This is a genomic window from Chelatococcus sp. KU-N122, assembly GCF_055391085.1.
Genome location: NZ_AP043981.1, coordinates 729132 through 743771, shown reverse-complemented (window position 1 = coordinate 743771; position 14640 = coordinate 729132). Strand labels below are relative to the sequence as shown.

At 66.5% G+C, this 14640-nt stretch carries 13 protein-coding genes and 1 pseudogene; 10 read left to right on the top strand and 4 right to left on the bottom strand.

The genetic code is table 11. The annotated features are described in order from the left end of the window. The first annotated feature begins 58 nt into the window (after positions 1–58). Positions 59–805 carry an SDR family NAD(P)-dependent oxidoreductase gene (locus ACZ5PO_RS03375; RefSeq protein WP_464190260.1) on the top strand — a complete coding sequence of 249 codons (747 nt, stop codon included), beginning with the start codon at positions 59–61 and terminating at the stop codon, positions 803–805. A 218-nt stretch (positions 806–1023) separates the two neighbouring features. Here the strand turns inward: ACZ5PO_RS03375 and ACZ5PO_RS03370 are convergent, their stop codons facing one another. Together ACZ5PO_RS03370 and aptA are read right to left on the bottom strand one after the other, a co-directional pair. Further along, positions 1024–2271: a hypothetical protein gene (locus tag ACZ5PO_RS03370; RefSeq protein ID WP_464190258.1), complete on the bottom strand. Its 1248-nt coding sequence runs from the start codon at positions 2269–2271 to the stop codon at positions 1024–1026. 568 nt (positions 2272–2839) lie between these two features. Further along, positions 2840–4168, bottom strand: coding sequence for an omega-aminotransferase AptA (gene aptA / locus ACZ5PO_RS03365; protein WP_464190256.1), 1329 nt, complete (start codon positions 4166–4168; stop codon positions 2840–2842). Positions 4169–4311: 143 nt separating this feature from the next. Here aptA and ACZ5PO_RS03360 point away from each other — a divergent pair, with 143 nt between their 5' ends. Continuing rightward, the gene (locus ACZ5PO_RS03360; protein WP_464196640.1) at positions 4312–4863 is read left to right on the top strand and encodes a cupin domain-containing protein; all 552 of its coding nucleotides are present in this window, start codon (positions 4312–4314) and stop codon (positions 4861–4863) included. Between the two features lie 84 nt (positions 4864–4947). Here the strand turns inward: ACZ5PO_RS03360 and ACZ5PO_RS03355 are convergent, their stop codons facing one another. Beyond that, the gene (locus ACZ5PO_RS03355) at positions 4948–6279 is read right to left on the bottom strand and encodes a GGDEF domain-containing protein (protein WP_464190253.1); all 1332 of its coding nucleotides are present in this window, start codon (positions 6277–6279) and stop codon (positions 4948–4950) included. Positions 6280–6692: 413 nt separating this feature from the next. On the opposite strand from ACZ5PO_RS03355, the gene ACZ5PO_RS03350 reads away from it, so the two are divergent. After that, on the top strand, positions 6693–8168 hold the full coding sequence (locus tag ACZ5PO_RS03350) for an amidohydrolase (protein ID WP_464190251.1): 1476 nt from the start codon (positions 6693–6695) through the stop codon (positions 8166–8168). 72 nt (positions 8169–8240) lie between these two features. Beyond that, positions 8241–8630, top strand: a complete 390-nt coding sequence (locus ACZ5PO_RS03345; RefSeq protein WP_464190249.1) for a potassium channel family protein — start codon at positions 8241–8243, stop codon at positions 8628–8630. 156 nt (positions 8631–8786) lie between these two features. On the opposite strand, the gene ACZ5PO_RS03340 is transcribed toward ACZ5PO_RS03345, so the two are convergent. Further along, on the bottom strand, positions 8787–9758 hold the full coding sequence (locus ACZ5PO_RS03340; protein WP_464190247.1) for a LysR substrate-binding domain-containing protein: 972 nt from the start codon (positions 9756–9758) through the stop codon (positions 8787–8789). A 120-nt stretch (positions 9759–9878) separates the two neighbouring features. Between ACZ5PO_RS03340 and ACZ5PO_RS03335 the strand changes: the two genes are divergently transcribed. The 6 genes and pseudogenes from ACZ5PO_RS03335 to ACZ5PO_RS03310 all read left to right on the top strand — a co-directional run bounded on the left by ACZ5PO_RS03335 (position 9879) and on the right by ACZ5PO_RS03310 (position 14503). Next, positions 9879–10706: an ABC transporter ATP-binding protein gene (locus ACZ5PO_RS03335; protein ID WP_464190245.1), complete on the top strand. Its 828-nt coding sequence runs from the start codon at positions 9879–9881 to the stop codon at positions 10704–10706. After that, a pseudogene (locus ACZ5PO_RS03330) lies at positions 10703–11002 on the top strand (ATP-binding cassette domain-containing protein); the annotation flags it as partial. The gene ACZ5PO_RS03335 and the pseudogene ACZ5PO_RS03330, both read left to right, overlap by 4 nt. A gap of 70 nt (positions 11003–11072) precedes the next feature. Continuing rightward, entirely contained in the window at positions 11073–11432 is a 360-nt protein-coding gene (locus ACZ5PO_RS03325) for an ATP-binding cassette domain-containing protein (protein ID WP_464190243.1), read from the top strand. Position 11433: 1 nt separating this feature from the next. After that, a complete protein-coding gene (locus tag ACZ5PO_RS03320; RefSeq protein WP_464190241.1) occupies positions 11434–12297 on the top strand; it encodes a branched-chain amino acid ABC transporter permease in 864 nt (287 codons plus the stop codon). Next, on the top strand, positions 12294–13214 hold the full coding sequence (locus ACZ5PO_RS03315; RefSeq protein WP_464190239.1) for a branched-chain amino acid ABC transporter permease: 921 nt from the start codon (positions 12294–12296) through the stop codon (positions 13212–13214). Before ACZ5PO_RS03320 ends, ACZ5PO_RS03315 begins: the two co-directional genes overlap by 4 nt. A gap of 59 nt (positions 13215–13273) precedes the next feature. Continuing rightward, the gene (locus tag ACZ5PO_RS03310; RefSeq protein WP_464190238.1) at positions 13274–14503 is read left to right on the top strand and encodes an ABC transporter substrate-binding protein; all 1230 of its coding nucleotides are present in this window, start codon (positions 13274–13276) and stop codon (positions 14501–14503) included. Positions 14504–14640 lie beyond the last annotated feature (137 nt).

Sequence of the window (14640 nt, the reverse complement as noted above, 5' to 3'; positions counted from 1 at the left end):
ATACTGCGAACGATCTGATCAGGTTCGCGCCAAACGGATCATGCAAGGTAGATCTGCGATGATGCTGAAAGATAAAGTGGCGATCGTGACTGGAGGCGGGGCGGGTATCGGTCTTGCCGTCGCACAGGCGCTGACGGCAAGCGGCGCGAAGGTCCTCATTACCGGCCGCCGTCTCGCCGCGATCGAGGCCGCGGCCGCGACCCACTCGGCCATCGAGGGGTTTGTCGCCGATGCCAGCAGTGCAGCCGCTGCCGAAGCGACGGTGGAGAAGGCGATCGAGCGTTTGGGGCAACTCGACATCCTCATCAACAATGCCGGGGCCGGGCAGCCGGAACCGCTGGCTGCTGCCTCGCTTGAAAGGATCGAAGCCGTCTACAGGACGAATGTCTTCGGGCCGACGCTGCTGGCCAAGGCGGCGCTGCCGCACTTGCGAGCGACCAAAGGATCGATCGTCAATCTCTCGAGCACGCTTGCGCGCAAACCGATCGCCGGCTTCTCTGCCTATGCGGCCAGCAAGGCCGCGTTGGAGCATTTGACGCGCATTTGGGCGCTGGAGCTTGCGCCGCACGGCGTCCGGGTCAACGCCGTCGCGGCGGGGCCGGTCGAGACCGATTTCCTCCGGGATCGCATGGGCTTTTCGGCCGATGAAATCGCGGCGATCAAGGCCCAGGAAATCGAGATGATCCCTTTGCATCGGCGCGGGGTTCCGCATGACGTCGCTCGCTGGGTCGTCGCTCTCGCCACTCCTGATGCCGACTGGATCACCGGGCAAATCCTCGGTGTCGATGGCGGCTTCGGCCTGTGAGGCGTCGCGGCCGTTCCCGCGCTCCCGGACTGCCTCGGAACTCGGGCGACGCCCCTTGTGAGCTCGATATGGCCATCGCCGCGAGGAGTTTGACTTTCGCCGCCTAGGAGAAAGCTTGACCATCCCCACTCAGGTCGGCTTCTCCATTCCGGGTGCTCCAGGCCGCCATGCCGTCGTCAAGGATCTTGCTACGCGCTGGAAGCCCATCGCGGCCTTCGTTATTTTGCCCCGCTAACGAAGCTTGAGAAGATATGGCTCACGTTCAGCTTCTTTGCGGGCATGAGAAGGTTGCCGGCGGGATCCTTGACTGCCCGAGTGTCGTGGCAACTGAAGCAATTTACGAAGCTATTCTGCGTGAAGGACTCCATCGCCAGACCTGAGAGGCCGTCTTCGCCAGCAACGGGCGCCGCAGGGTCATCCGTCGTCATGCCCGAGGGATTCGCGATCCGTTTGTTCACCGCGAACGTTTCGGGTTTATCCAGCCAGATGGCGCCTACAAGGCGATAATGTCTTCGCTTGTCATCGGGGGCTACACGGTCGAACAGCGCCTGCACGGACTTGTTGAGATCCGTGATGTCCGAGTCCTCGCTATCGTCTTTGGTGTCCGTTGTCTTGGATGTTGGAAAATAGCGATAGATGGACGTCTGCCGCGGCGCGACGCCGACGAGAAATCGCTGGGACGCCGCGTCGAACGTGGACGCCATGATGGTTTCATCAATCGCCGTGTTCGCCGCGGAGGCCAGAGTTCCGCTCCTGTACAGCGTGAAGTTCTGGGCGCTGATCGGTCCATCGACCCCGTTTGGCAACCCGGCGTCTGGCGACGGGGGAGCGCCGGCCAGCGGGGCCAGATCGCCGTCGCCCTTGCCGTCCACATGTTCGAACGTCGCCCAGACGAATTCGGGGTGGCCGTCGACGACGAAGGCGACGTGGATCGCGAGCAATGCGACCTCGGCCTCCCGGGGCGGCGTAGCCTCGTCAATCTCGACCCTGCCGGCGACCACCTTCAATTGCGGTACCAGGGTGCGCGCCGTGACGTAGTTGCTGGGAACCGCCCCGCCTTCGATGATCTGCCAAGCGGATTTCAGCTCGACGATGCCTTTGGGAAAGGCAAGCTCCGGATCCGCGTTCTGCAAGGCCGCCCTGGTCGTCAGCCCATTGGCGCGAACGAACGTCTCGAAGGCGCGGTTCATGTGAATCGCGTAGAATATCGGCCGTCCATTCTGATCGATCAGCAGTCTGCCGAGGCCGGCCTGCCGCACACCGGCATTGATGGTGCTCGGGCCGACCTGTCCTGCGAGGGCGCTGGAGGAATCATTCGATCCCGTGAAGGCGCGCAGCGACAGCGAGAGCAGGTTGCTACCTTGAAGCGCAATCCTCCGAGAGCTTATCGGGCCGAAGACGTCGGCGATGGTCGGATAGGACAGGAAAGCCGCTTTGCCGTCGATCGTCGGCTGCATGATGGACAAGAATGCGTGCCAGGCTCGCGAATAGAAGGCGCAGTCGGATGCGGGATGCGGCGAGGGGCGGCTGAAGTCGGGGGGCGGTGTGGTCGGCAACCATCCAGGCACCGCATCGCATGCGGCGTGGGCTGGAGGAGTGTTCACGAGACCCACACCTAACGAAAATGCGAGAAGAACGAATAGCCGCAGCTCGAACCAACGCCTCTGCATAGGCTAGGCCTCAATCCCGGCGCTCCCGCAACAATAGCACGCGGTTTGATATCCACAACGCGACGCTCGTGGAACTGAGCGATTGACGCGTTTGTTTGACACATCGCTCGCATCGGCCACGCCCAGGCATTCAACAGGGTGGGGCCGGACGCCGGCTCATCCTTCGAGGTCCACGCTGGCCTGGAGCATGTCCCGATCAGATGGATTCATCTGATCGGGCCGACATGCTCCAAGTCTTTCATCTGGAGCGCTTCTCTTGCGATTGGGCGAGCCCACCCAATCGCGAAGCACTCTAAGTCTTTGTCTTGTGCATGATCTTATCTAAAAGAACAGGTGTCCACGTTTTGGGATCATGCTCCAGCGATCAGGCGGCGCGCCCCAGGGCGTCCGCCAAGGTTGCGACGATGGTGTCGACGTGCGCCCGCTCGGCGATCAACGGCGGCGAGAAGGCGATGATATCGCCGGTGACGCGGATCAGCAGGCCCTTTTCGAAGCAGTCGACGAAGACGTCGTAGGCGCGGCTGCCGGGGGCCCCGGCGCGCGGCGCCAGCTCGATGCCGGCGATCAGCCCGATGGTGCGGATGTCGACCACGTGCCTCGCCTCGCGCAGGCTGTGCATGGCGTCCTGCCAGTAGCTGGAGAGCTCGCCGGCGCGGGTCAGCAGACCCTCCTCCTCGTAGATGTCGAGGGTGGCGATGCCGGCGGCGCAGGCGACCGGATGGCCCGAATAGGTGTAGCCGTGGAAGAGCTCGATGGCGTTGACCGGGCCGGTCATCAGGGCGTCGTGGACGGCGCGGCTGGCGAAGACGGCGCCCATGGGCACGGTTCCGTTGGTCAGCCCCTTCGCCGTCGTCACCAGATCCGGCGTCACGCCGAAGACGTCGGTCGCGAACGGCGCGCCCAGCCGGCCGAAGCCGGTGATCACCTCGTCGAAGATGAGCAGGATGCCGTGCTGGGTGCAGAGGGCGCGCAGCCGCTCCAGATAGCCCTTCGGCGGCACCAGCACGCCGGTCGAGCCGGCCACGGGCTCGACGATGACCGCGGCAATGGTCTCGGCGCCGTGCAGGGCGACCAGCCGCTCGAGGTCGTCGGCGAGCTCGGCGCCGTGCTCGGGCTGGCCGCGCGTGAAGGCGTTGCGGGCGAGGTCGTGCGTGTGGCGCAGGTGGTCGACACCGGGCAACTGGGCGGCGAAGGTGCGCCGGTTGCTGACGATGCCGCCGACCGAGATGCCGCCGAAACCGACCCCGTGGTAGCCGCGCTCGCGCCCGATCAGGCGGGTGCGGGTGCCCTGGCCGATGGCCCGCTGGTAGGCCAGGGCGATCTTGAGGGCGGTATCGACCGACTCCGAGCCCGAGCCGGTGAAGAAGACGCGATCGAGACCGCCCGGAGCGATGCGGGCGAGCCGCTCGGCGAAGGCGAATGCCGTCGGATGCCCCATCTGGAACGACGGTGCGTAGTCGAGCGTGGCGAGCTGCCGTGCGACCGCCTCGGCGATGGCCCGGCGCCCATGGCCGGCGTTCACGCACCAGAGGCCGGCGGTGCCGTCGAGCACCTGGCGGCCATCGTCGGCGGTGTAGTGCATGCCTTCCGCCGCGACCAGGAGACGGGGCGTCGCCTTGAACTGTCGGTTCGCAGTGAACGGCATCCAATAGGCGTCGAGACTGGGCGAATTGCTTCTGGCTGCGGCTTGCATAAGTCTATCTCCGAGAGGGTCGAATAAAGACCAGATCGAGCTGCGAGGCACAAGCCATTTACTTGAGGCTCACTAAGCGTTTGACTTTGCTGCGATGGGCCTCGTAGTGTTGTTCGATACGCAACATGTCAAACGAGTCGGCCATGGACAACGGGGATGTGGGGGCGCGGCTGCGCTATGTGCGGAGCCGGCATGGTCTCTCGCAGCGGGCCCTCGCCAAGCGGGCCGGCGTGGTGAACTCGACGATTTCCCTGATCGAATCGGGACAGATGAACCCGTCGGTGGGGGCGCTCAAGCGCATTCTCGACGCCATCCCCATCGGGCTCGCCGAGTTCTTCTCGCTCGAGCCGGAGCGCCGACAGAGGATCTTCTACGCCAGCGCCGAGCTCGTCGAGATCGGCAAGGGCGGCATCTCGTATCGCCAGGTCGGCAATGACCTCTCCGGCAAGTCGCTGCAATTGCTGAAGGAGCGCTACGAGCCCGGAGCCGACACCGGACGCGTGCCCCTGGTCCACGCCGGCGAGGAGAGCGGCATCGTGCTGAGCGGACGGCTGGAGGTGACCGTCGATGACGAGCGCCGCATCCTCGGCCCCGGCGACGCCTATTCCTTCCGCAGCGAGCGGCCGCATCGCTTCCGCTGTGTCGGGCGCGACCCCTGCGAGGTGATCAGCGCCTGCACGCCGCCCACGTTCTGAGCGGCATTCCGCGGTGCACGCCCACGCCGAGCTCGAGCCCCACAGCGGTATCGGCGTCCGGTCCCGCCGCCGCATTCACGGGACTCATGCCTCATGCAGCGAAACTGCCGCGGACGCCGTGAAAACCCTGTTCCGCCCGCGCGCTTTCGCCTCGTAGAGCGCCGCATCCGCCCGCATGAGCAACTCGCGGAAGTCCTCGGCGTGCACCGGAAAGGTGGCGATGCCGATGCTGATCGTGATCGGCCGGTCCAGGCCGGGGTGGGAGGTGTTCGCCACGGCGGTCCGGATACGTTCGGCCAGCGTCACGGCGCCCGCGGGCGCTTCGCCGCAGAGCAGCGCGAATTCCTCGCCGCCGTAGCGGAACAGTTCGTCCGCCTCCCGCTTGGCGCGGGTGATCGTGGCGGCCACCTCCCGGATCACCTTGTCGCCGTGCGGGTGACCGTGCTCGTCGTTGATCGCCTTGAAATGGTCGATGTCGATCATCGTCAGGCTCATCGGCCGCCCGGACCGTGCGGCCGCCTTCAGCATGAGCGGGCCCTTCTCCTCGAATTGCCCGCGGTCGTGGAGGCCGGTCAGCGTGTCCTTGCCGACCTGCTCGACGAGCTGTTCGTAGCGGTGGCGGTAGGTCAGGCGATCGAACACGTCGCCGGCGTCATGCGGCGGGGCGCGCAGCGCGCTGCCCTCGACGAATCGCAGATAGAACGTCAGCATGACGCTGAAGAAGGCGGCGGCGCCCATTTTGGCGATCCATCCTCCATAGAAGGCCGATTCGGGCACCCCCGACAGGAGGTGCAGGCCCACATAGAAGAAGATTTGATCGAAGCTGAGCACGATGGCCAGGCTGACGAAAATCCGGCCCGGTATGTTGGTCACCACCGCGGCCAGCCGTTCGTAAATGACCACCAGCGCAATCAGGTCGATGAAGAGGAGAACGGTGCCCCAGACCATGAGCAGGCCGATCTGGTCGAGGAAGCGCAGATCCGGATTGTAGCCGGGCAGGCTTGCCGGATCGCTGTGGAAGCGCAGGATCAGCACCAGCGCAACCATGAGGATGTTACCGACCAGCAGGCCGTAGATGGGCTGGCGCATGCTCTCGGCATCCTCCTTGATGTAGAGCAGCAGGAAGGACGCGAGCTTGCCCGTGAACATGACGGTCGAGCCCGGTGAGATCAGCCCGAACGGCAGCTCGATGAAGAACACGGCCGCGAGATACGTCTCGAGGAAGTGCATCGTGCCGAGAAAGCAGAAGAAGACTCCGATGCCGGTCGTTCGTCTCTTGTAAAAGATGATCGCCATGGCGACAAAGTAGACGATCGCTTGCGCGACAAGCACGGTTAAGCCGCTCATTCCGTCAATAGGCTCCCTGCCGCCGATCCAGACTCGGCTTATTAACCTCGTGCCGGCGCCCGCGTCCACTTCGACGCTGGCGTCGCTCCGCCGTCACTGAAAACGCTCCATGCGCCGATATCCCGGCCTCGGGCGGGCCGTGGACGGGGCTTGGATGCCTGCGGGCCCCGCAGCGGCGATCCGCCCCAGCGGGCAGTACGCGATGGCTGTCGCGACGGAGCGGGATCGGAGAGGACACGGCTGCTCCACAAAGGACCGCAAAACCGCCGGAAAATGAAAAGCCTGCGGACTTCGGATAGTCGGGCCGCAGCGGTTGCGTATGCATGATCGCATCGATCATGCGGATCGCGCATGGAGACGGCGGACCGGCTTGCCGGCAGCCTCGCACAGCGAGACGGCCCAGGTGAGAATTGGATGCGAGGTCGGGCTCCTCGCGTCGTCGGCGCGGGCGCGTCGCCGGTCTCTTGCTTGGGGGGGCGGGCATGTTCAAGGTCGGTTCGAAATATCAGCATCTGATCTGCGACGTGGGCTGCTCGTGCCAGGCGCAGGATGCCGAGGCCTGGCGCGGCGTGCTGTCCCGACGAGGCTTCTTCGCGGCTGCCGCGGCGCCCGCCATCGCTGCGGCCGTGCCCGTTGCCTTCGCCTCCGCGGCCGCCGCCGACACGCAGCCCCCGAGGTCGAGCAAGGTCTCGCCCGCCCTCTCACAAAAGGTCTCCGCCGCGATCGACGCCGACAAGGATCGACTGGTCACCATCTTCAAGGATATCCACCAGAACCCGGAGCTCGGCTTCATGGAGGTCCGCACGGCGGGCATCGTCGCCAAGGAGCTTCGCTCCCTCGGCTACGAGGTGAAGACCGGCATCGGCCAGACCGGCGTCGTCGGCATCCTGCGTAACGGAGCGGGCCCGATCGTCATGTACCGCGCGGACATGGACGCCAATGCGGTGGAGGAGGCGAGCGGCTTTGCCTATGCCAGCAAGGTCCGCGTCAAGCGCCCTGACGGCATCGAGGTGCCTGTCGCGCACATGTGCGGCCACGATGCCCATGTGACCTGGATGCTGGGCCTGGCCAAGGCCATGGCCGCCCTCAAGGGCGAGTGGAGCGGCACCCTCGTCCTCGTCGGCCAGCCTGCCGAGGAGCCGATCACCGGCGCCGCCGCCATGGTGGACGACGGCCTCTACACCAGGCACGGCGTTCCCAAGCCCGACTATTTCATCGCCCTGCACACGGCGCCGGTCCCCACCGGCGTGATGGCGGCGCGTGGTGGAACGCTCATGGCAGGGACGGACCAGATCGACGTCACCTTCCACGGCGTCGGCGGCCACGGCTCGATGCCGCAGATGACCAAGGACCCGGTCGTCATGGCGGCGATGGCGGTGGCGGAATACCAGATCATCATCTCGCGGGTCATCAGCCCGCAGGAGACGGCCGTCTTGACGGTCGGCTCCATCCAGGCCGGGACGGACAACAACGTGATCCCGGAAAGCGCGCTGGTGAAGCTCAACCTCAGATTCTTCAAGCCGGAGGTCCGCGAGAAGATGATCGCCGGCATCCGTGCCATCAGCAACGGCATCGCGACCACCTACGGGATGCCGGCCGACAAGATGCCGACCATCACCATGAAGGGCGGATCGACGCCGCTCGTGAACGACGGCGCCCTGGCGGACCGCATCAGCGTTCCGCTGAAGTCGCTGCTCGGCGAAAAGCAGGTGGTCACCGAGTTCCCGCCGGCGACGGGCTCCGAGGACGCGCATCTGCTGGTCAGCCCGTACAAGGACGTCCCCATTGCCTACATGGCGGTGGGCATCGCCGATCCCGTGCTGTTCGCGGAGAGCTTCAAGGTGGACGGCAGCTTCCCCTTCTCGTCGCACAATCCGAACTTCAAGGTGGACCTGAACGCGATCCCGCTCGGCGCCAAGATCGGCACGACATCGGTGTTGGAGATCCTCGCGAGCTGACGCCCGGGCACGGCTGCAGCACGGCGCGTGGGGCTGCGGCCGCGCCGATCGAGGATATCGACGGAGACCGTCATGGTTTCGCTCTGCGTTTCGCTGCTCCGGCTCGTGGTCGGGATCGCCCGCGGCGTCCTTGATCCGGAGTTCCGGGCGATGCTGCTGGCGCTCCTTCTCATCGTGCTCGGCGGCACCCTCTTCTACCGGCAGGCGGAGGCCTGGAGCTGGCTCGACGCCGCCTATTTCTCGCTGATGACGCTCGTCACCATCGCGCCGCCGGGGCTTGCGCCCACGTCGGACCTCTCGAAGCTCTTCACCATGATCTATGTCCTCGCCGGCTTCGGGGTGATGATCGGCTTCGTCACCCGCCTCGCCCTCCACATCGCCAAGGTGCCGCCCGTCTCGCCGAACGCTCCCGCGCAGGGCGAGCCCGTCGGCTGCGCATCGGTTCGGCACCCGTCCAGCTGATGGCGCTGCACGGCGGGCGGGCCGTTCCCTTTGCCGGTCCGCGTCGACGCCAGGCCTCCGTGGAGCGTTGATCGAGCGCTTCGCCATGGGGTGGAACACCCACTTGTATGAGAAGCGCTCCAGCCCGGCCGGTGCGACCGGGCGGTGAGCCGGCCGTCAGCCGTGAAGCGCAGTTGCGACATGGTTGGCGCTTGCCGCTGCATCCGCGCCGCCGAGCGTGCTCACGGATCGAACGTCTTCGAGGGCGGCATCCGATGCGTCGCAGCGGCGCACATGCTGCTCGATATGGCTGGCGAAATGAGCGGCCGCGTCGGAAAGCCCACGGCGTCGGCGCCACAGCATGAGATCGACGGTCGGCAGGGGCGGCAGCCCGCAGTCGGGCGCCAGCCGGACGAGCCCACGCGCATGCACGGATTCGGCCAGCACGATGACGGCCGCGTCGGCAAGCGCCATGGCCTGCAGGCCGGCGATGCTCTCCGAGACGCAGGCGACCCGCCATCTTATGCCGGTCTCGTTGAGCCGCATGAGCGCGAGATCGCGGTAGAGATTGCCCTCCGGCAGGAGCGCCAGCGGCACCGGATCGCGCCGATGCGCGTCGCCGTCCTCCGCGCCGAGCCAGACCAGCGCTTCCTCGCGCAGATGGACGGCGTCGCCATCCTTCGGCATGACGCCGGGCATGCGGGTGGCGATCGCCACGTCGACGAGGCCCGCATCCATGTCGGCGGCGAGCTGCCGCGTGAGATTGCAGCGGACCGACACCTCCACGCGCGGATAGGCCGCCCGGAAGCTGGCCAGCGTCGCCGGCAACAGGAACGCTGCATAAAGGTCCGGGCAGCCGAGCGTCACGCGCCCTTCGATCTCATCGGACGCGAGTTTCAGCTTGGCCTCGTCGTGCATGCGCAGCACGGCGCGCCCGTAGGGCAGCAGCATTTCGCCATAGGGCGTGAGCCGCAGCTGCCGAAGGCTGCCCTCGAAGAGCGGCCGGCCCGCCGCTTCTTCCAGCCGACGCAGCTGCAGGCTGATCGCAGGTTGAGTGCGGCGCAGCAGCTTTGCAACGCGTGTAACGCTGCGTTCTTCGACGAGCAGGACGAATGTCCGAAGCAGTGCGATCTCAAGCGGCCGAAGCATGAAACATAAGTATCACTCATTTTCGACCAAAGCATTATAAATTTGCGTAGAAGAAAACTTCGGACATAGAATGGCCGATGCATGAATACAGAATAACATATAGGCTGATGCACATCTTATATGCGCCTGCTGCATGGTGTTTGTGCGAGGTGCAACTTGTCGGCCGGTGCCGGAATGGGTAACGGCGGCGCCTGTCTCGAAGTGCGCGACATCACCAAGCGTTACGGCGGGCTGGTGGCTCTCGATCGCTGCAGCCTCGCGATCGAGGCCGGCCGTATCACCGGCCTGATCGGGCCGAACGGCGCCGGCAAGACGACGCTGCTGAACGTCATGACCGGCCTGATTCGCCCGGACGAGGGGACCGTGCTGCTCCGCGGTGCCGACATCACCTCGCTCGCCGCGCATCGCTTCGCCGCGCACGGGGTGGCCCGCACGTTCCAGATCGTTCGCGAGCTCGGCAGCCTCACCGTGTTCGAAAACCTGCTGCTCGCCCCGCGCCGCCAGCTCGGCGAAGGGCTGCTGGCCGGCCTGTTCGATCGCCGCCGATGGTGGGCGCAGGAAAGCGAGAATGCCGGGCGCGCGCGCCAGCTGCTGGAGCGTGTGGGCCTGTGGCGGCTCGCCGACCAGCCGTCGGCGGCGCTCTCCGGCGGACAGAAGAAGCTTCTGGACATCGCGCGCGCCCTGCTGATCGAGCCGAGTCTGATCCTGCTCGATGAGCCGGGGGCCGGCGTAGCGCCGCCGATCAAGCTGGAGATGATCCGCCTGGTCCGGGAGCTGAGGGCGGAGGGCGTGTCGTTCGCCATCGTCGAGCACGACATGCACCTGATCGCCGAGCTGTGCGACCGGGTGCACGTGATGGCGGAGGGCCGGCTGCTGGTCTCCGGCTCCTTCGCCGAGGTGTCGCAGGACCCCCGTGTGGTCGAGGCCTACCTCGGGATGGCGGCATGAGCGGGCGCGACATCATTCCGGCGCTCTCGGTCCAGGGGCTGCGCGCCGGCTACGGCCGCGGCGGCGACATCGTGCGTGGCATCGATCTGCACCAGGATCCCGAAACCATCGTTGCCGTCATCGGGCCGAACGGCTCGGGCAAGTCCAGCTTCGTCAAGACGTTGGCCGGCCTCCTGGACGTGCGCGCCGGAACGGTCCGCATCACCGGCCGGGACGTGACGCGGCAGGCGCCGGCGCGCCGCGTCGCGGCCGGGCTCGCCTACGTACCGCAGGAGGCGAACGTCTTTCCCAGCCTCACCATCGGCGAGAACCTGAAGCTCGCGACCGAATTCCTGCGCGGGCGTCTGTCCGGAGCAGCGCGAGCGGGTGCTCGCGCTCTTCCCGGAGATCGCCGCCCGGCTGCGGACGCGGGCGGGCGATCTGTCCGGCGGGCAGCGCCAGATGCTGGCCTTCGCCAGCGCGCTGCTGGCGAACCCGGAGGTGCTCCTGCTCGACGAGCCGTCGGCGGGGTTGTCGCCCAAGATCGTCGACCAGACGATGGAGGCGATCGTCCGCGTGCGGGAGGCGGGCATCACGGTGCTTCTCGTCGAGCAGAACGTGGCGGCGGCGCTGCGGATCGCCGACGAGGCCGTCGTCCTCGTCGCCGGCCGGCTCAGCCTGCGGGCGCGGGCCGACGAGATCCGCATGGCCGACCTCGGCGAGCTGTTCTTCGCGAAGGTCGCCTGACATGGCCGCGCAACTGTTCTTCAACGGCCTCGTCACCGGCCTCCTGCTGGCCCTGCCGGCCCTGGCGCTCACCCTCATCTTCGGCGTGCTGAAGTTCGCGAACTTCGCTGTCGGGGCGATGCTGACGCTCGGCGCCTACGCGGCATGGGTGGCCAATACCCAGCTCGGCCTGGCGCTGAGCGTCTCGGCGGCGATCGCCGCATGTACCGTGGCGGTCGCCGGCGTGCTCGCCGACCAGCTGGTCTTCGAACGGCTGCGGCAGCGCGGCTCGATCTCGCTGCTGGTCGCCTCCATGGGCGTCTCGCTGATCATCGAGAATGTCTGCCGGTTCTCCTTCGGCAATGCCAGCCGCGGCTTCGACGCGCCCCTGTCCCGCCCGATCCGCTGGAGCGGCATTCGCATCAACCAGGAGCAGATCACCACGGCCGTGACGGTCTGCGTCTGCCTCGTGCTCGTGCACGTGCTGCTGCGCCATTCCCCGCTCGGCCGGGCCATGCGCGCCGTCGCCGACAACGCGTCCCTTGCCGCCACGCGCGGCGTCGACAGGCGGCATATCGCCCGGCTCACCTGGGCGCTGGTCGGCGTGCTCATCGGTCTCGCCAGCGTGCTCGCCGGCCTCGACCGGGCGATCGATCCGCTCATCGGCTGGAACTACCAGATCCCGATCTTCGCGGCTGCCATCCTGGGCGGGCTCGGCTCGCCCGTCGGCGCCGTGGCGGGGGCGCTGGTGATCGGCGTGGCGGAGGAAATGTCCGCGCTCGTCATTCCCACGAACTACCGGCAGGTCGTGAGCTTCGGGGTGATCCTCGCACTGCTGTTGTTCCGCTCCAACGGCCTGCTCGGCGCCAAGGCGGCTCGCAAATGATCCCGTACATCATCACCATCGCGATATTCGTCATCGTCGCCGCGCTCGTCGGCCTCGCGCTGAACCTGCAGTGGGGCCTCGCCGGCCTGGTCAATTTCGGCGTCGTCGGCTTCGTGGCGATCGGCGCCTACGCGACCGCGCTGACCGCCCCTTCGATCGGCTGGTTTGCGGCGATGGTGCTGGCCGGCGTCCTGTCGGCCGCGCTCAGCGCGGGGCTCGCGCTGTTGTCGATCCGCCTCGAGGAGAATTATCTCGCCATCGTCACCATCGGCTTCGGCGAGGTGGTCCGTCTGGTCATCCTCAACGAGGGCTGGCTGACCAACGGCGCGCTCGGCATCGCTGACATTCCCCGGCCGCTCGCGGGTCTGGGCGAGGCAATCGGCGGTGATCTCGTCTTCGTCGGCTTCGCCGTCGTCGTGCTGGCCGTGGTCTTCGTCGTCCTGGAAGGCTGGACGCGCGCGCCCTTCGGCAGGGCGCTCAGGGCGATCCGCGACGACGCCACCATCGCAGCGGCGCTCGGCAAGCCGGTGTTCGCACTGCGCCTGCGCGCCTTCGTCATCGGCGGAGCTATCATGGGCGTCGCCGGTGCGCTGCACGCCTTCTACCTGACCTACATCGATCCCAGCCAGTTCACCCCCCTCGTCACGTCCTATGCGTTCATGGCGGTGATCGCCGGGGGGCGCGGCTCGAACGTCGGCCTCCTGGTCGGGGCCGGATCCATCATGGCGTTGCTGGAAGGCACGCGCTTCCTCAAGGATCTCGTCCCGGTCATCGACGGCGTGCAGCTCTCGGCCCTGAGGCTGGGCCTGATCGGTCTCGGCATCATCCTGCTGCTGATTCTGCGTCCGCAGGGACTGGTGCCGGAATCGCGCCGCCGCGCCGGCGACTTCTTTCCCGACGTCGCGGGGCGGCAATGATCGCGAGTGAACGCCCGACGTCGAACTCACGCATCCCAGCACGGAAAAGGATTGCCTAGATGACTGACCCTTCTGTGTCCTTGAGCCGCCGCTCCGTCCTGGCCGGGCTCGGCTCGCTGCCTCTCGGCATGGCGCTCGGCACGCCCGCCGGGGCGCAGTCGGCCGACGTGCCAATCGGCATGGTGCTGCCGTTTTCCGGCGCGACCGGCGCTTACGGCCCGGCTATGAAGCAGGCGGCCGAGCTGGTCGTCTCCAAGGTGAATGCCGCGGGCGGCATTCTCGGCGGCCGGCGGGTGAAGCTGTTCATCGAGGATTCCGAGACCAGCGCGACCGCCAGCGTCACGGCCAGCAAGAAGCTGCTCGAGGTCAACAAGGTGGAGATGGTCGGCGGCTTCTGGGGGAGCCCGGAGGCGCTCGCCGCCAAGCCGGTGATCCTGGCCGCCGACAAGGTGCAGATGCTGTCCTGCGCCGCGAACGCCGTCACCGAGGGCGAGACCAAAGGGTTGATCTACCGCCTGCAGGCGAAGAGCACCCAATGGGGCCCTGCCGGTGCGAAGGTGATGGAAAAGATCGGCGCGAGGAAGGTCGCGATCCTGGCGCAGCAGAATCCTTTCGTCGTCGCCATGATCGAGCCTTTCAAGGCTGAGATGAAGAAGCTGGGCGGCGACGTCATGGACGTCGTCATGTACAACCCGGACCAGGCCTCGTACCGGGCCGAGGTCGAGAAGGTCTTCGCGCCCGAATACGATGCCGTCTTCTGCCTGCCGCTGCTGACCGATTTCGTCTCGATATCCAAGGAAATCTATCGCGGCGGCTTCAAATCGAAGGTGCTGGCGCTCGGCACCGGTGCGGACGCGGAGGGAAAATTCCTTCAATCGGTCGGCCCCGACGTGGCCGAAGGCATCTACCATCTTCAGCCGTCGCCCCCGCTCGACAGCCCGTCCTACGCCAGGTTCGTGAAGGACATGGGCGCGCCGGAGGGCACGGTCTTTCTGTTTGCCGGCAATGCGTGGGACCAGGTCTGCATCGCCGTGCTGGCGATGGAGCACGCCAAGACGCAAGAGGCGGCGGTGTGGACGAAATCCGTGCGCGAGGTGTGCAATCCGCCCGGCGAGCCCGTCGACGACATCGTCGAAGCGCTGAAGATGGTGCGCGAAGGCCGAGCCATCAACTTCAACGGCGCGGGCTGCACCTGCGACTTCGACGCGGCGGGCGACTCGCTCAACCGGTCCTTCTACGTCCAGCTCATTAAGGGCGGGAAGAACACGCCGTTCGGCGTCGTCAGCTGAACGGCGCCCTCGACTGACCCGATAACCGGTATCTGCAACGTGCGCGGCCGCGTGGCCGCCCACGCTAGAGCATTTCGCCATTGGATGGATCCATCCAATGGCAGAGAAATGCTCATAGTCTTTTGAATCGAGAGCGC